The following is a 15,798-nucleotide window of genomic DNA, read 5'->3' as shown; positions in this document are numbered from 1 at the left end:
CTCTCCCCGTCCCTTATTCGCTTGCCAGGCCGGCCACCTGGGCCGGCTCGTGAAAGGCGACCGCCAGGCCGCTCTGGTAGCGCAAATCCACCCGCGCCACCTCGTTTGCCCGCGGCGCCAGCTCGCTGGCGTAGATGGCGCCAAAGCGCTGCACCCGCTCGCGGAAATCGTTGCCGCCCAGTTGCAGCTCGATGCCATTGCCCAGCTCGGCGGACAGCTGGCCGCGGCTGTCCATGGCCAGCACCTGCACCCCAAGGCCCAGCGGCGCCAGCAACTCGTCCAGCCGCTGGTAGCTGGCCATCATGCTCTGCTGCTGGCCCTCCGGGCCCTCCAGCCGCGGCAAGTGGCTCCAGGCGTCGGCGTTGGCGGTCTGGAACACCATGCCCTCGTGGTTGAGAAAGCCCCCCTGCCCCCAGCGGGCAATGGGCAGCTGCTCGATCACATGGATCTCCAGCGAGTTGGGCCAGCGCCGGCGCACGGATGCCTCGTAAATCCAGGGCAGCGCCTCAAGCTGTTCGCGAATCTGCACCAGATCGGCATTGAGGAAGCCACCGGCCAGTGCCGGCTGCACCATCTGCTGCACCAGTTCGGTCTGGGTGTGCTTGAGCTTGCCGGTCACGCCAATACGCTCAACGGGTATGGCCTGCAGCCGGATGTAGCCCTGCAGGCCCGCCGCCAGCACCGCGCCGCCCCCCAGCAAGATCAGCAGGCGGTTGAGCCAATTGAAGCTCACCTTGAAGGACCACTGGCGGCGCTCGCGCGGCGCACTGGCTGCCGTGCGCGTGGCACCGCGGCCGCCCTTGCGCGGGGCGCGACGCTTGCCATCCTGCACCTTGCGTACGCTCATGCATCCACCTCGCCGGCTGCGCGGGCAGCCCAGCTCAATTCCAGAATGCGCCTCACCAGCGCCTGAATGTCCATGCCGGCCACCTTTGCGGCCATTGGCACCAGGGAGTGGGAGGTCATGCCGGGAATGGTGTTCACCTCCAGCACGTAAAAGCGCCCATCGGCGTCGCGCATCAGGTCCACCCGGCCCCATACTGCGCAGCCAAGGGAGCGGAATGCGGCCAGAGCAATAGCGGCCACTTCCGCTTCGTCTGCATCGCTCAGGCCGCTGGGGCAGTGGTAGCGCGTGTCGTCCGACAGATACTTGGCGTCGTAGTCGTAGAAGGTGTTGTCCGTCTCCATGCGGATTGAGGGCAGCGCCGCATCACCGAGAATGGACACGGTGTACTCCGGCCCGTTGATGAACTTCTCAGCCAGCACGGCATCGCCGTACTTCGCCGCCGCCTGCCAGGCGGCTTTGAGTTCCGCGGCGCTGGCCGCCGGAGCCATGCCAATGCTGGAGCCTTCGCAGGCCGGCTTCACAAAGACCTTGCCCAGCCGGTCGATCACACCCTGCCAGTCAGTATCCGCCGCCAGCAATTCAAAACCGCCGGTGGGAATGCCAATGCCCTGCCACAGCTGTTTGCTGCGCTGTTTGTCCATGGCCATGGCCGAGCCGAGCACGCCGGAGCCGGTGTAGGGCAGGCCCAGCGCAGTCAATGCGCCCTGCATCACGCCGTCTTCCCCACCGGGGCCGTGCAGGGCGTTGAACACGCTGCCCACGCCTTGCAGTTGAGCAATCCAGTCGGCATCGGCCGGGTCCACCGGGCGCACGTCACAGCCCAGCCCCTTGAGTGCGGCAATCACGGTGGCGCCGGAATTGAGGGACACTTCGCGCTCGGCGGACGTACCCCCCTGCAGCACCGCCACCGGGCGGCTGGCAATCTGCTCCCAACTCACGACACACCTCCTTGCAGTTTCGGCGCGGCGCGCAGGTCCTGGGCCAGCTTGCCGATGTTGCCCGCCCCCTGGGTAATCACCACGTCGCCATCGCGCAGGATGTCGGCCAGCACCGCCGGCACTTCCTCGATGTTTTCCACAAACACCGGCTCCACCTGGCCGCGCTGGCGAATGCTGCGGGTCAGGCTGCGGCTGTCGGCCCCGGGAATCGGGGCTTCGCCAGCGGGATAGACATCCAGCAACAGCAGGGCGTCACAACGGGACAGCACAGACACAAAATCCTCGTACAGGTCGCGGGTGCGGGAAAAACGGTGCGGCTGGTAAATCATGACAACGCGCCGCTCCGGCCAGGCTTGGCGGGCGGATTCCAGCGTGGCGCGCACCTCGGTGGGATGATGGCCGTAGTCATCCACCAGCAGGGCGCTGCCGGCGGCAAAGGTCAGTTCACCCAGCTGGGTAAAGCGGCGCCCTACCCCGGCGAAGTTGTCCAGCCCGCGGGTAATGGCTTCGTCAGACAGGCCTTCGTCGCTGGCCACGGCAATGGCGGCGGTGGCATTCAGTACGTTGTGGGTGCCCGGCATGTTCAGCCGCACCCGCAGCGGTGACATGCCACCTGGGCGGTGAACAGTGAAGGCCGTAGCCAGGCCCTGGCGTTCTACCGCGTCGATGCGGTAATCCGCCTGGGCGTCAAAGCCGTAAGTCAGGGTCTGGCGAGCCAGGTCCGGCAGCAGGCCGGCCACCACCGGGTCGTCAATACACAATACTGCCAGCCCGTAAAAGGGCAGGTTGTGCAGGAACTCAAGGAAGGTCTGGCGCAGTACGGCAAAGTCACCGCCGTAGGTTTCCATGTGGTCTGCCTCGATATTGGTAACCACGGTCACCATCGGCTGCAGATGCAGGAAGGAGGCGTCGCTCTCGTCCGCCTCGGCCACCAAAAAGCGGCTGGCCCCAAGCTGGGCGTTGCTGCCGGTACTGTTGACCAGGCCGCCAATTACGAAAGTCGGGTCCAGCCCGGCCTCGCCAAACAGGGCGGCAATCAGGCTGGTGGTGGTGGTTTTACCGTGGGTGCCGGCCACGGCAATACCGTGGCGATAGCGCATCAGCTCCGCCAGCATTTCGGCCCGGGGCACCACCGGCACGCGGGCCTCCCGGGCGGCGCAGACTTCGGGGTTGTCGGCACTCACCGCGCTGGAGCTGACCACTACGTCGGCCTTGCCGACGTTGCTCGCGCTGTGGCCGTAGTGCACGGCAATGCCGAGCTTTTCCAGGCGGTCGGTCACCGGGCTGCGGCGCAGGTCGGAGCCGCTCACCTCGTAACCCAGGTTGTTCAGCACCTCGGCAATGCCACTCATGCCGGTGCCGCCCACGCCAATCATGTGAATGCGGCGAATGCGGCGCATTTCCGGCACGCTGTACACATTGCGCTCGTTCATCGCGCCACCTCCTCGCAGCAGTCGGCCACCTGGCGGGTGGCATCGGGCCGGGCCGCTTCGCGGGCAGCGCGGGCCATGACGGCCAACTGGGCGGGTTGGTCGATGTAACCAGCCAGGGTGGCGCACAGGGCTGCCGCGCTCAGTTCCGACTGGCGCAGCAGCACGCCGGCGCCGCGCTCGGTCAGCGAGCGGGCATTGCCGGTCTGGTGGTCGTCGATGGCGTGGGGCAGCGGTATCAGCAGCGACGGCAGGCCCATCACCGCCAGTTCCGCCACGGTCAGCGCGCCGGCCCGGCACAGCACCAGGTCGGCCCAGCTGTAGGCGGCGGCCATGTCCTCAATAAAGGGCTGCACCCGCGCGGCGGTGTTGTGCAACTCGCCATAGGCCTCGGCAACGGAGGCGGCTTGGACCGTGCCAGTCTGGTGCAGTACCTCCAGCACCTCGCCGCGGGACTGCTGCAGCGTGCGCACAACCTCCGGCAGCAAATCGTTGATGGGCTTGGCGCCGAGGCTGCCGCCCACAATCAAAAGGCGCAGGGGGCGCTGGCCATCGTAGCTCCACTGCTTGCGCTCGCCGGCGGCCAGCAGCTCGGCTCGCACCGGGTTGCCCAGCACGAGCACATCGTCACGCCCCTTGAAGGCGCCGGCGAAACCGGCGATAACCCGCCGCGCCAGCGGTGCCAGCAGGCGGTTGGTGGTGCCGGCAACGGCATTCTGTTCGTGCACCACTAATGGCCGGCGCAGCAGCCAGGCAGCCAGGCCGGCCGGACCGGCGGCATAACCCCCCATGCCCAGCACGCAGTGGGGGCGCATGCGCGCCACCAGCGCCAGGGCCTGCAGTTGCGACCAGCCCAGCGCCAGCACGCCCCACAGGGTATGCAGCAGGTTCTTGCCGCGCACACCGCGCACCGCCAGGGTGTGCAGCTTGATGTCGGCGGCGGGCACCACGCGCGACTCCAGGCCGCGCTGGGTGCCCACCCACTCGATACAGTGACCGCGCTGCATCAGCTCTCGCGCCACAGCCAGTGCGGGATAGACGTGACCGCCGGTACCGCCCGCCATGACCAGTACTGTCATCGGGGCATTCATCGCTTGCCCCCCCGTGGCGTTGTGACTTGCGGCACTTCTGCCTGTACCCGCAGCACCATGGCCAGCATGCAGCAGCAGACAATCAGGCTGGTGCCGCCGTAGCTGACAAACGGCAGGGTGAGCCCCTTGGTGGGCAGCAGCCCGGAGCTGACGCCCATGTTGACGAAGGCCTGACCGGAGAAAATCAGCGCGATGCCGTAGCAGAGGTAGGCGCCAAACGCCTCCCCAGCCGCTGCTGCCCGGCAGCCCACCCACAGGATGCGCGCGATCAGCGCGGCGTAAAGGCCAATCACCAAACTGGCGCCAATAAAGCCGGTTTCCTCGGCCCAGATGGAAAAGACAAAATCCGTGTGGGCCTCGGGCAGGTAGAACAGCTTCTGCACGCTGTTGCCAAGGCCCACACCCAGCCACTCACCGCGACCATAGGCAATGAGCGACTGAATCAACTGGAAGCCACTGCCGTAGGGGTCGGCCCAGGGGTCGGTATAGGCGGTCAGGCGCTGCACGCGGTAGGGCGCACTGAACACCAGCGCCACCAGGCCCAGCAGGGCCACACCCAGCACCGCCACAAAGTGCAGCAGGCGCACGCCAGCCAGAAACAGCATGCCGAAGGCGGTGCCCACCACAATGACGGTGGCGCCAAAGTCCGGCTCCACCATCAGCAGCAGGGCAACAAAACCCAGCACCGCCATTGGGCGCATAAAGCCCTGCCAGTTGGCGCGCACGGCATCGATCTGGCGCACCAGATAACCGGCCAGGTAAACCACCACCGCCAACTTGGCAAATTCGGAAGGCTGCAGGGTAAAGGGCCCCAGCGGCAGCCAGCGCTGGCTGCCGTTCACATCCTTGCCGATGCCGGGCAGCAGCACCAGAATCAGCAGCGCCAGTGCAATGAACAGCCACACCCAGCCGGTTTGCAGCCAAACCTGGGTGGGCACGCGATACACCACTGCCGCCGCCGCCAGCGCCAGCACAATGTAGATAAGATGCCGCTTGGTATGGAACCAGGGGCTGCCGTAGTTCCAGTCGCCGTATTCAATGGAGGCAGAGGCAATAGCCACCAGCCCCACCAGCAACAGGGCCAGGCCCAGCAGGCTGAGGGGCAGATCCATCCGCGGCGCGCGCAGGGCGTTGAGGCTCAGGTTCATGTGCCCTCCCCCAACTGCTGCACGGCATCGGCAAACACGCTACCGCGGTGCGCATAGCCTTTGAACATGTCGAAGCTGGCGCAGGCCGGTGAGAGCAGCACCACATCCCCTTCTCGGGCCAGGGCCGCCGCTTCGTGCACGGCGGCCGCCATGGAGGTCACGCTGCGGATTGCCACCACATCCGCCAGGGCATCGGCCAGCGCCGGCGCCGCCTCCCCCAGCACCACCACGTGGTGGCAGTGGCGGGCTACCGCCGTGCGCAGCTGACGGAAGTCCGCCCCCTTGCCCTGGCCACCGGCAATCAACACCACGTTGCGCTCGCCGCCGAGCCCGTTCAGCGCGGCTTCGCAGGCACCGATGTTGGTGCCCTTGGAGTCATCCACGTAGCGCACACCGGCGCGCTCTCGTACCAGCTGGCAGCGATGGGGCAGGCCGCGAAATGCGCGCACTGCCTGCAGCATGTTTGCCATCGGCAGGTTGGCGGCATGGCCAATGGCCAGCGCCGCCAGCACATTGGCAACATTGTGGCGCCCCACCAGCGGCAGCTCGGCCACGCTGAGCAATGGTTCAAAGCCGTGACAGAGGGTGTCCACGCCGTCGATGTCCCGCAGGCCAAAACCTTTCAGTTCCGGCTCGCGCAGACGCCAGCTGATGACCGGCACCTCATCACCCAGCAGGGGAATGGTCAGGCTGTCGTCACGGTGCACCACCGCGCTGGCGCAACCGCGGAAAATCCGGTGCTTGGCCTGGTGGTAACGCGGCAGGCTACCGTGGCGATCCAGGTGGTCCGGGCTGACATTGAGTACGGTGGCCACCTGCAGGTTCAGCTCGCCAGCGCGCTCCAACTGGAAGCTGGACAGCTCAAGCACATACAGCTCGCGCCCTGCGTCCAGTAAATCCAGCGCCGGGGTACCAAGGTTGCCCCCCACGCCCACATTGAGTCCGGCGCTGCGCGCCATGGCGCCCACCAGTTCGGTAACCGTGGACTTGGCGTTGGAGCCGGTAATGCCGATCACCGGCGCGCGCGCTTCGCGCATGAAGAGGTCGATATCCCCCAGCACATGGGCCCCCGCTGCCTGGGCCGCGGCTACCAGCGGCTCATCCAGCGCGATTCCGGGGCTGACGATCAGCTCGCCGGCCCCTTCCACCACGGCGGCGGGGACATCGCCGGCAAACACAGTAATGTCCGGCATTTCTGCGCGCAGGGCGTCGATGCCGGGGGGATCGGCGCGGGTATCCACCACGCAGAAGGGCAGGCCCTGCCGGTACAGATGGCGGGCGCAGGACAAGCCGGTAACGCCCAGGCCGAAAACGACCCGGGTATCACTGCTTGCGATCATGTCCTGTGCCACAGCGGTAGCCACTCCCTTGCCCAGTGCGTTAACGCAGTTTCAATGTCGCCAGCCCGAACAGCACCAGCATGACGGTGATAATCCAGAAGCGCACGATGACGCGCGGTTCCGGCCAGCCTTTCAGTTCAAAGTGGTGATGGATCGGTGCCATGCGGAAAATCCGCTTGCCGGTCAGCTTGAAGGACGCCACCTGCAAAATGACTGACACCGTTTCCAGCACGAAAATGCCGCCCATGATGAAGAACACAATCTCGTGGCGGGTGATCACCGCCACCGTGCCCAGGGCCGCGCCCAACGCCAGCGCGCCCACGTCACCCATGAAGACCTGGGCCGGATAGGTGTTGAACCACAAAAAGCCGAGGCCGGCGCCGGCTATGGCACCGCAGAACACGGCCAGCTCGCCGCTGCCTGCCACGTAGGGAATGTGCAGGTAATTGGCAAAATCCACGTGGCCGGTGAGGTAGGCAATTACGCCAAGGGCGGTGCCCACCATTACGGTGGGCAGGATGGCCAGGCCGTCGAGGCCGTCGGTGAGGTTTACCGCATTGCTGGAGCCGACAATCACAAAGTAGGCCAGCACAACAAACAGCGGCCCCATGCTCCAGGCGAAGTCCTTGAAGAACGGCACGTACAGCTCGGTGGTAACCGGTGTATCGAAGGCCAGGTACAGATAGAGGGCAGCGGCCAGGCCGGCGGCGCTTTGCCAGAAGTACTTCCAGCGCGCCGGCAGGCCGCGGGAATCCTTCTCCACCACTTTGCGGTAGTCATCCACCCAGCCCACCGCGCCAAACACCGCGGTTACCAACAGGGTGATCCAGATGTAGGGGTTGCGCAGGTCGGCCCACAGCAGGGTGCTGATGGCAATGGCCACCAGAATCAACGCGCCGCCCATGGTGGGCGTGCCGGATTTGCTAAGGTGACTCTGGGGGCCGTCGTCGCGCACCGCCTGCCCCACCTGGTAGAAGTTAAGGCGGCGAATCATGGCCGGCCCCACCAGCAGGGATATGGCCAGCGCGGTGCCGGCGGCAAGAATACCGCGCAGGGTCAGGTAGCCGAAGACCTGAAAGCCTCCGGCGTACTGGGCGAGGTATTCCGCGAGAAAGATCAACATGGTTAGCGGCTCGCCTCCCCGTTCTGTTCTTGAAGTTCTGCCAGCAGCAGTTCCATGGCGGCGCCCCGGGACCCTTTGACCAGCACGGTGTCGTCGCTGCCGAAGGCATTCGCCAGCGCGGCCGCTGCGCCGGCCCGGTCGTCAAAGTGGCGCCCGCCTTTACCAAAGGCAGCCACCGCCGGCGCCAGCTCTTCGCCCACACCCCAGAAGCCGTCGATGCCGCGCTGGCGGGCGTAGTCACCCATTTGCCGGTGCAGGGCCTCGGACTCAGCGCCCAGCTCGCGCATGGCGCCCAGCAGCAGGGTGCGCCGGCCTTCGCAGTCGGCCAGCAGGTCGATGGCGGCGCGCACAGAACCGGGGTTGGCGTTGTAGCAATCGTCAATCAATGTGCAGCCGCCGCGCCCGCGGCTGATCGCCAGGCGCCCGGGCACCGGTTGCACCGAGGCCAGCCCGGCGGTGATTTCGGTCAGGCTCAACTCGCAGGCCAGCCCCACCGCAATCGCGGCCAGGGCGTTGGACACGTTGTGCAAACCGGGCAGGCGCAAGGCCACCGGCACATCCCCCGCCGGTGTGCTGGCGATGAAACTGATGCCTGCGGTACCGCGGCTGCTGATGTTGTTGGCGCTGATAGCGGCGGATTTTTGCAGGCCGTAATCCAGCACTGTGGCGCTGCCGGCACGCTTGCGCCAGCGGCCGGCGTATTCGGAATCGGCGTTGATGACCGCCGTGCCGCTGCCGCCGAGGCCGTCGTAAATTTCCCCCTTGGCCTGGGCCACTTCGTCCACCGAGCCAAAACCCTGCAGGTGGGCGGGCATGGCGTTCAACAGCACCGCCACATCGGGCTTGCCAAGCTCACACAACCAGGCAATATCACCGGCTTTGGCGGCGCCCATCTCGACCACCGCGAACTCATGCTCCGGCGCCAGGCGCAACAGGGTCAGGGGCACGCCGATTTCGTTGTTGAGGTTGCCCTCGGTGGCCAGGGTATTGCCGCGCTGGGACAGCACGGCGTTGACCAGGTTCTTCACGGTGGTTTTGCCGCTGCTGCCGGTAATGGCCACCAGCGGTTTGGTAAACAGCGCGCGATTGCAGGCACCGAGCTGGCCCAGGGCCCGCTGGGTGTCGTCCACCAGCAGCAGCGGCAGAGCGGCATCCACGCGTCGGCTCACCAGGGCACCGGCGGCACCGCCATCGCGCGCTACCGAAAGATAGTCGTGGCCGTCAAAACGCTCACCGGCCAGGGCCACAAACAGCTGGCCGTCGAGGGCCTTGCGACTGTCGGTGGACACCGCGCTGAAACGGGCGTCGTCGCCCAGCAACTGCCCGGCCAGCGGGCCGCACAACTCAGCCAGGGTGAAAGGCCGCATCATGATTGCGCCCTCCGCGCCAGGGCCAGTTCGGCCTGCTCCACATCGGAAAAGTGCAGGCGCTGGCCTTCGATAATCTGGTAGTCCTCGTGCCCTTTACCGGCAATCAGCACACAGTCACCGGGAGCGGCGGCGGCGATGGCCAGTGCAATGGCACTGGCGCGATCCGTTTCGCGCTGGAAGGGGCCGACGCAGCCGGCGGCAATATCGTCGATAATGGACTCCGGGTCTTCACTGCGCGGGTTGTCACTGGTCAGCACCACCGCGTCAGACAGTTCACAGGCCAGTCGGCCCATCACCGGCCGCTTGCCGGCATCGCGGTCGCCACCGCAGCCGACTACGGTAATCAGCCGGCCGGCCACGTTCGGGCGCAGGGCGCGCAGCACCTGCTCCAGCGCATCCGGGGTGTGGGCGTAGTCCACCAGCACCTGCAGGCCGCAGTCATTAGCCACGCTCTGCAGGCGCCCGGGTACCGGGCGCAGGCCCGCCAGGCGGCCGAGCACGGCACTAAGCTCATCCCCGGCCAGCACAGTACAGCCCACCGCCGCCATCAGGTTGGCCACGTTGAACACCCCCGGCAGGGGCGAGACAAATTCGCCCACACCCCAGGGGGTATGCAAGCGGCCAGTGGCGCCGCTGGTGCTGTACCGCAGGTTGTCGATGTACAAATCCGCTGCGCGATCACCGGCGGCGGAATAGCTGAGCACGGTGGGCGCAGCCGCGGTGGCGCGAAACACGCCGCCGTAGGCGTCATCGTGATTCACCAGTGCATGGCGCAGGCCCTCGCTGGCAAACAGGCGCAGCTTGGCGCGGGCGTAGGCTTCCATATCGCCGTGATAATCCAGGTGATCCCGGGACAGGTTGGTGAACACCGCGGTGTCAAAATGAACACCGGCCACGCGCCCCTGCACCAGGGCGTGGGAAGAAACCTCCATGGCCGCATCCCGCACGCCGTGCTCGCGCCAGTCGGCGAAGCAGGCCTGCAGGCCCACCGCATCGGGCGTGGTGTTGACGGCTTCGGCCACCCGGTCATCCAGGGCGGCGCCCAGGGTACCTATCACTCCGCAGGGGCGGCCACCGGCGCGCAGCAACTGGGCCACCAGCCGCGAGGTGGTGGTTTTACCGTTGGTGCCGGTGACCCCAACCACGCGCATCGTCCGGGTGGGGTCACCGTAGAAGCGGGCGGCGATTGCCCCCGCCTCCTGAGACAGGTCGGGAATTTCCACCAGCGGCACCGGCACGGCGTCCACAAAGCCCGCCACCGGCGCATCCGCCACAACCGCGGCGGCGCCATTGGCCACCGCCTGTTCGATAAAAGCGCGGCCGTCGTGCACGGCACCGGCAATGGCCAGGAACACATCGCCCGCCCGCACCCGGCGGCTGTCCAGGCAGATACCGCTGATGTTGGCATCAACAGGCAATTCGCGCTCCAGCAGCCAGGCCAGGGAGCAGCTGGTGGATGCAGGCTGTGCTGGCGCCATCATCATGCGGCACCCCCGGGGCGACCCGGCGCCGCGGCCACAACGGCCTCGGGCGCATCGGGCACCACGTTCAGCAGGCGCAGTGCGCCGCTGGCCACCCGCGAGAACACCGGCGCGGCAACGGCGCCGCCGCCATAGGCATCGCCCTTGGGGCCATTGAGCACCACCACCGAGACAATGCGCGGGTCGTGGGCCGGGGCAACGCCGGCAAACAGCGCACGGTACTTGTCGTCGATGTAACCCTGGGCACCCACCTGGTGCACGGTGCCGGTTTTGCCGCCCACGGCATAACCTTCAACCCGGGCGCGACGGGCCGTGCCGTGTTCGCCGGTTACCCGCTCCAGCACAGTGAGCACGTCGGCGGCAATCTTCGGGGCAATGACCTGCTGCCCCTCGGGCAAGTTGCCCTCTTCCAGTGCCAGCAGCGACACCGGCCGCAACACGCCGCCATTGGCAAACACGGTATAGGCACGGGCAAGCTGCAGCGGGGTAACGGTGAGGCCGTAGCCAAAGGCCAGGGTGACCTCCTCGATCAGGCGCCACTTGGGCCGACTGGGCAGCAGGCCGCTCTGCTCCCCGGGGAAGCCGGTGCCCAGGGGCTGGCCAATGCCAAGGCGCTGGAAAACGTTCCAGACTGGCTCGTGGCCGATATCCAGGGCAATCTTGGTGACCCCTACCTGGCTGGACTTTTCAATCACCCGCGACACGGTGATTTCGCCGTAGTTGCGCGGGTCCGGCAGGGTTTTGCGGCCCACCCGAATGCGCCCGGGGGAGGTGTCGATCACCGTGTCGGTGGTGTAACGGCCGCTCTCCAGCGCCGCCACCAGGGTCAGCGGCTTCATGGTGGAGCCCGGCTCGTACTCGTCGGTCATTGCGCGGTTGCGGGTGCTGCCCGGCTCAATGTTCTTGCGGCTGTTCGGGTTGTAGACCGGGTAGCTGACCATTGCCAGCACTTCGCCGGTGTGCGCGTCCAGGGTGACCACGGTGCCCGAGTCGGCGCCGGTCTGGGCAATTGCCCGCTGCAGTTCCCGGTGTTGCAGTACCTGCAGCCGCAGGTCGATCGACAGGCGCAGGTCGCGCCCGGGGCGCGCCGGCTCCAGCACGCCGATGTCGCGCACCGCATCGCCGTGAAGGTCCTTGATGTACTGCTTTTTGCCCGGGATGCCCCGCAGCCAGTCCTCGTAGGACAGCTCCAGCCCGGCAATACCGGCGCCGTCGACGTTGGTGAAGCCCACCAACTGGGCCGCCACCTCCCCCGCCGGGTAATAGCGCTGGTACTCGCGCTCGCCATACACCCCCGGAATGCGCCGCGCCAGGATTTCCCGTGCCTCGGCCGGCACCCGGTGGCGCTGCAAATACATGAAGCGCTTGCCGGCGTAGCGTGCCAGACGTTCGTCCAGCTCGGACAGGGGCATGCCCAGGGCCTGGGCCAGCTCCGGCAGGCGCTCGGACCCACCCAGAATGGACGGGTCCGCCCAGATGGAGATCACCGGCGTGCTCACCGCCAGGGGCTCGCCGCGACGGTCGGTAATCAAGCCCCGATACGCAGGGATTTCCGCGGTGCGCACAGCGCGCATTTCGCCCTGGTCCTGCAGGAATTCGCGCCCGCGGTCGGTGCTGAGCACCTGCAGCATCAGAATGCGCCCCAGCAACAGCGCCAGCAGGGTCAGCAGCAGGGCCGCCACCAGGTAGAAGCGCCAGGCGCCTGCGGCACCAATGTGAGCTGCCCGACGACGGCTCATGGGGTCACCACCTTGAGTTCCTGCATGCGCGGCGAGTGCATTTGCAGCTCGCCGGTGGCGACCTTCTCCACCCGGTGGTGGGAGGCCCAGGTGCTCTCTTCCAGCAGCAGGCGGCTGTAGTCTTCCTGCAGGAACCACTGATCCGCCTCCAGCGCCTGCAATTCGGCGTAAAGGCCGCGGCAGGCATGGGAGGAGTGAATTACCAGAAAAGCCGATAGCACCACGGCCACCAGGCAAACGCTGACCAGCAGGTTCAGCGCCCGGCTCTCGGCTGGATCAGCGCTGGCAATAGGCGTGCGCGCGGCCATCAGGCGATCTTCTCCGCCACCCGCAGAATGGCACTGCGGGCGCGCACGTTGGCCGCCACTTCGTCCTTGCTGGCGCGCACGGCCTTGCCCACCAGTTTCATGCGGCGGTTCAGGGCACTGTCGGGCACCGGCACGCCGGGCGGCAGCTGTTCACCGCGCGCCATGTCGCGCATGTAGCGCTTGACGATGCGGTCTTCCAGCGAGTGAAAACTGATCACCACCAGGCGCCCACCCTCGGTGAGCAAGTCCAGCGCTTCGGCCAGCAGGTCCTGCAGGTCGTCCAGCTCACGGTTGATAAAAATCCGGATGGCCTGAAACGAGCGCGTGGCCGGATGCTTGTGTTTTTCCCAGCGCGGGTTGGCCTCGGCCACAATGGTGGCCAGGCGGGCGGTGGTGGTGATGGGGTCGATGGCACGCTGGGCGACAATGGCCCGGGCAATGCGGCGGGAGAAGCGCTCCTCGCCATAGTCGTAAAGCACATCGGCAATGTCCGCCTCGTCCGCGCGGGCCAGCCACTCAGCGGCCGTTTCGCCGCTGCTGGTATCCATGCGCATATCGAGGGGGCCGTCATGCTGGAAGCTGAAGCCGCGCTCCGCCTCGTCAAGCTGGGGACTGGAAACCCCCAGGTCCAGGAGAATACCGTCAACTGCACCGATCCCCATCCGATGCAGTTGACGGGGAAGCTGAGCGAAAGACCCATGGTAAAAGCTGAAGCGAGTCTCGCTCATTGCCAACCGTTCGGCCTCGGCTACCGCGGTGGGGTCTTTGTCGACGCCCACCAGCCGGCCGTGTTCATCCAGTGCCGCCAATACCGCGCGGCTGTGCCCGCCGCGACCAAAGGTACCGTCGACATAACAACCGCTGCTGGTTGTCACCAGAGCGTCCACCGCTTCTCGTAACATTACCGTTTCGTGCATACCACTCACCTACAGGGTCAGCGACAGCAATTCAGCGGGCAGTTCGGCGTCGGGGCCGGACTCCTCCAGCGCCTGCTCGCACTCGGCCTGCCACAGGGCCTCGGACCAAAGCTCCATCTTCTTGCCCTGCCCCACCAGCACCAGCTTCTTCTCCAGCCCGGCGTAGTCGCGCAGGGACTGGGGCAGCAACATACGGCCGTTGCCGTCCAGCTCGATATCGGTGGCGTAGCCCAGGATCAAACGCTGGAAGCGCTTGGTGGCCTTGTTGAGGGCCGGCAACGCCTGGATTTGCTCCTCGACACGCTCCCATTCGGGCAGCGGATAGATCACCAGGCAGCGGGTTTGGGTATCAATCGTGACGACGATCTGCCCCTCGCACAGCGACAACAACGGCTCGCGCTGACGCGCCGGCATGGCCAGGCGTCCCTTCGCGTCCATATTGATGTGCTGTACTCCGCGAAACACGATCGCTTTCCCCACTTATTTGGTTTTGTTTCCCACAAAAAACCAAATTTATCCACTTATTCCCACTTTGCGACACTATAGGTCTGGCTCGAAGGGGGTGTCAAGCGAGCCTCTCGCAAAAAAACGTTGTAATTTCAGTGAATTAGCGGCGATTTTAGTTGTCTGCGCCCGGCTTTGGGGCCCCCACACCACGATAAAGGTGACAGAAAACATGCGCGTAACAGCACATGCTAAGAACTTACTTTAAGTTTCAGTATATTTTTTTCTTTGGCAGGGGCGCCAGAGGGCCGAAACGGCATATAGAAAGGCCGGTGCCCGCCACTGGGGCGGGCACCGGCCTTAGTAAGAAGTGAGTCGGTCGATAAGCCGGGTTCTGTCGTGGACGACCATTCATCTGCGACAGGCGTCGCCGCCTGCCTGTAGCGACCTACCCGAATCCACTGCGGGCCGCAGCGTATGGATTCCTATTTGGTCTTGCTCCGAGTGGGGTTTACCATCGCCGCGCCTGTTGCCAGCCGCGCGGTGCGCTCTTACCGCACCATTTCACCCTTACCGGACCGCGTGAGCGGCCAGGCGGTATCCTTTCTGTTGCACTTTCCGTAGGCTCGCGCCCCCCAGGCGTTACCTGGCACCCTGCCCTATGGAGCCCGGACTTTCCTCCCCGCCGCAGCCAAGGCCGGGGCGAAGCGATCGTCTGACCGACTCGGCGGCAAGACTACGCAGGGCAGCAAAACAAGGCAAGCGCTATCGGCGGGAATATCAGCCCTGCTGCAGCAGGTAGTCGTAGAGCTGTTTTTTGCGCAGGCCGGTGAGGTCCGCCACCACGGCCGCCGCCCGCTTGGGCGGCAATTCTTCCGCCAGGCGGCGCAGCAGGCGGGCGCTGTCGTCGTCGATCGTCTCTGCGCGCTGGCGCTGCCCGGCCACCACCAGCACAATTTCACCGCGCTGCTGGTTGCCATCGGCAGCTACGAAAGCCTGCAAATCCGCCAGTGGGGCCCGGCGCAGGGTCTCAAAGGCTTTGGTGATTTCCCGTGCCAGCAGGGCCTCGCGATCTGCACCAAAGGCCGCCGTCATGTCATCCAGGCACTCCAGCACCCGGTGGGGCGCCTCGTAGAACACCAAGGTCTCCGGCCGCTGGGCGAGCGCCGCCAACCGCGCCTGCCGGGCGGCGGACTTGCCGGGCAAAAACCCCTCGAACAGGAACCGATCCGTGGGCAGGCCCGAGGCGGACAGGGCCGCCACTGCGGCGCAGGGGCCGGGAATGGGAAACACCGCCTGCCCGGCATCCTGCAATTCGCGCACCAGGCGATAGCCCGGGTCGGAGATCAGCGGCGTACCCGCATCGGAGACCAGCGCCACCACCCCACCGCCGGCAACACAGTCGAGAATGCGCTGCGCCGCGCGCGCATCGGAGTGGTCATGGTAGGCCAGCACCTGGTTGTCGATATTGAACTTGGCCAGCAGGTGGCGGGTGGTGCGGGTGTCTTCCGCCGCCACCAGATCCGCCGCCGCCAGTACATCAAGGGCGCGGCGGCTGATGTCCCCGAGGTTGCCGATAGGGGTTGCCACCACGTACAGTCCGGATTCCAGTTCCACTCACC

General features: G+C 66.2%; 14 protein-coding genes and 1 other RNA gene. All 15 read right to left on the bottom strand.

What is annotated here, in order from left to right:
* Positions 1-13: 13 nt before the first annotated feature.
* The 15 genes from DDZ17_RS19175 to rsmI all read right to left on the bottom strand — a co-directional run bounded on the left by DDZ17_RS19175 (position 14) and on the right by rsmI (position 15,793).
* The gene (locus DDZ17_RS19175) at positions 14-847 is read right to left on the bottom strand and encodes a cell division protein FtsQ/DivIB (RefSeq protein WP_116368599.1); all 834 of its coding nucleotides are present in this window, start codon (positions 845-847) and stop codon (positions 14-16) included.
* Complete coding sequence (locus DDZ17_RS19170; RefSeq protein WP_116368598.1) at positions 844-1,785, bottom strand: D-alanine--D-alanine ligase; 942 nt, start codon at positions 1,783-1,785, stop codon at positions 844-846. The genes DDZ17_RS19175 and DDZ17_RS19170 overlap by 4 nt, the downstream gene beginning before the upstream one ends.
* The gene (murC, locus tag DDZ17_RS19165) at positions 1,782-3,218 is read right to left on the bottom strand and encodes a UDP-N-acetylmuramate--L-alanine ligase (protein WP_116368597.1); all 1,437 of its coding nucleotides are present in this window, start codon (positions 3,216-3,218) and stop codon (positions 1,782-1,784) included. The genes DDZ17_RS19170 and murC overlap by 4 nt, the downstream gene beginning before the upstream one ends.
* Complete coding sequence (gene murG, locus DDZ17_RS19160) at positions 3,215-4,294, bottom strand: undecaprenyldiphospho-muramoylpentapeptide beta-N-acetylglucosaminyltransferase (RefSeq protein WP_241505965.1); 1,080 nt, start codon at positions 4,292-4,294, stop codon at positions 3,215-3,217. The genes murC and murG overlap by 4 nt, the downstream gene beginning before the upstream one ends.
* A gap of 8 nt (positions 4,295-4,302) precedes the next feature.
* Positions 4,303-5,454, bottom strand: a complete 1,152-nt coding sequence (gene ftsW, locus DDZ17_RS19155) for a putative lipid II flippase FtsW (RefSeq protein ID WP_116368595.1) — start codon at positions 5,452-5,454, stop codon at positions 4,303-4,305.
* Positions 5,451-6,794: a UDP-N-acetylmuramoyl-L-alanine--D-glutamate ligase gene (murD, locus tag DDZ17_RS19150; RefSeq protein WP_116368748.1), complete on the bottom strand. Its 1,344-nt coding sequence runs from the start codon at positions 6,792-6,794 to the stop codon at positions 5,451-5,453. Before murD ends, ftsW begins: the two co-directional genes overlap by 4 nt.
* Positions 6,795-6,834: 40 nt before the next feature.
* Complete coding sequence (gene mraY, locus DDZ17_RS19145; protein ID WP_116368594.1) at positions 6,835-7,917, bottom strand: phospho-N-acetylmuramoyl-pentapeptide-transferase; 1,083 nt, start codon at positions 7,915-7,917, stop codon at positions 6,835-6,837.
* 2 nt (positions 7,918-7,919) lie between these two features.
* Positions 7,920-9,287: a UDP-N-acetylmuramoyl-tripeptide--D-alanyl-D-alanine ligase gene (locus tag DDZ17_RS19140; RefSeq protein ID WP_116368593.1), complete on the bottom strand. Its 1,368-nt coding sequence runs from the start codon at positions 9,285-9,287 to the stop codon at positions 7,920-7,922.
* Positions 9,284-10,771, bottom strand: coding sequence for a UDP-N-acetylmuramoyl-L-alanyl-D-glutamate--2,6-diaminopimelate ligase (locus tag DDZ17_RS19135; protein WP_206613598.1), 1,488 nt, complete (start codon positions 10,769-10,771; stop codon positions 9,284-9,286). The genes DDZ17_RS19140 and DDZ17_RS19135 overlap by 4 nt, the downstream gene beginning before the upstream one ends.
* Positions 10,768-12,507 carry a peptidoglycan D,D-transpeptidase FtsI family protein gene (locus DDZ17_RS19130; RefSeq protein WP_116368592.1) on the bottom strand — a complete coding sequence of 580 codons (1,740 nt, stop codon included), beginning with the start codon at positions 12,505-12,507 and terminating at the stop codon, positions 10,768-10,770. The genes DDZ17_RS19135 and DDZ17_RS19130 overlap by 4 nt, the downstream gene beginning before the upstream one ends.
* Positions 12,504-12,815 (bottom strand): cell division protein FtsL, encoded by a 312-nt coding sequence (ftsL, locus tag DDZ17_RS19125; RefSeq protein ID WP_116368591.1) that lies wholly within the window; start codon positions 12,813-12,815, stop codon positions 12,504-12,506. The genes DDZ17_RS19130 and ftsL overlap by 4 nt, the downstream gene beginning before the upstream one ends.
* Positions 12,815-13,732, bottom strand: coding sequence for a 16S rRNA (cytosine(1402)-N(4))-methyltransferase RsmH (gene rsmH / locus DDZ17_RS19120; RefSeq protein ID WP_116368590.1), 918 nt, complete (start codon positions 13,730-13,732; stop codon positions 12,815-12,817). Before rsmH ends, ftsL begins: the two co-directional genes overlap by 1 nt.
* A gap of 9 nt (positions 13,733-13,741) precedes the next feature.
* A complete protein-coding gene (gene mraZ, locus DDZ17_RS19115; protein ID WP_116368589.1) occupies positions 13,742-14,197 on the bottom strand; it encodes a division/cell wall cluster transcriptional repressor MraZ in 456 nt (151 codons plus the stop codon).
* A 346-nt stretch (positions 14,198-14,543) separates the two neighbouring features.
* An RNA gene (rnpB, locus tag DDZ17_RS19110) (RNase P RNA component class A) lies at positions 14,544-14,903 on the bottom strand.
* A 53-nt stretch (positions 14,904-14,956) separates the two neighbouring features.
* Positions 14,957-15,793, bottom strand: a complete 837-nt coding sequence (gene rsmI / locus DDZ17_RS19105; protein WP_479680799.1) for a 16S rRNA (cytidine(1402)-2'-O)-methyltransferase — start codon at positions 15,791-15,793, stop codon at positions 14,957-14,959.
* Between the last annotated feature and the right edge of the window lie 5 nt (positions 15,794-15,798).

Origin of the sequence: Parahaliea mediterranea (genome assembly GCF_003402235.1) — a bacterium.
GTDB classification, from domain to species: Bacteria; Pseudomonadota; Gammaproteobacteria; order Pseudomonadales; family Halieaceae; genus Parahaliea; species Parahaliea mediterranea.
The sequence above is the reverse complement of the archived record's forward strand: the minus strand, read 5'-3'. Positions and strand labels throughout refer to the sequence as shown.

Bases quoted from the DNA above. Each gene is read 5' to 3' on its own strand.
- DDZ17_RS19175 (WP_116368599.1), bottom strand. From the start codon at position 847: ATGAGCGTACGCAAGGTGCAGGATGGCAAGCGTCGCGCCCCGCGCAAG.
- DDZ17_RS19135 (WP_206613598.1), bottom strand. From the start codon at position 10,771: ATGATGATGGCGCCAGCACAGCCTGCATCCACCAGCTGCTCCCTGGCC.
- rsmH (WP_116368590.1), bottom strand. From the start codon at position 13,732: ATGCACGAAACGGTAATGTTACGAGAAGCGGTGGACGCTCTGGTGACA.
- murD (WP_116368748.1), bottom strand. From the start codon at position 6,794: ATGATCGCAAGCAGTGATACCCGGGTCGTTTTCGGCCTGGGCGTTACC.
- ftsW (WP_116368595.1), bottom strand. From the start codon at position 5,454: ATGAACCTGAGCCTCAACGCCCTGCGCGCGCCGCGGATGGATCTGCCC.
- murC (WP_116368597.1), bottom strand. From the start codon at position 3,218: ATGAACGAGCGCAATGTGTACAGCGTGCCGGAAATGCGCCGCATTCGC.
- murG (WP_241505965.1), bottom strand. From the start codon at position 4,294: ATGACAGTACTGGTCATGGCGGGCGGTACCGGCGGTCACGTCTATCCC.
- mraY (WP_116368594.1), bottom strand. From the start codon at position 7,917: ATGTTGATCTTTCTCGCGGAATACCTCGCCCAGTACGCCGGAGGCTTT.
- DDZ17_RS19130 (WP_116368592.1), bottom strand. From the start codon at position 12,507: ATGAGCCGTCGTCGGGCAGCTCACATTGGTGCCGCAGGCGCCTGGCGC.
- DDZ17_RS19140 (WP_116368593.1), bottom strand. From the start codon at position 9,287: ATGATGCGGCCTTTCACCCTGGCTGAGTTGTGCGGCCCGCTGGCCGGG.
- ftsL (WP_116368591.1), bottom strand. From the start codon at position 12,815: ATGGCCGCGCGCACGCCTATTGCCAGCGCTGATCCAGCCGAGAGCCGG.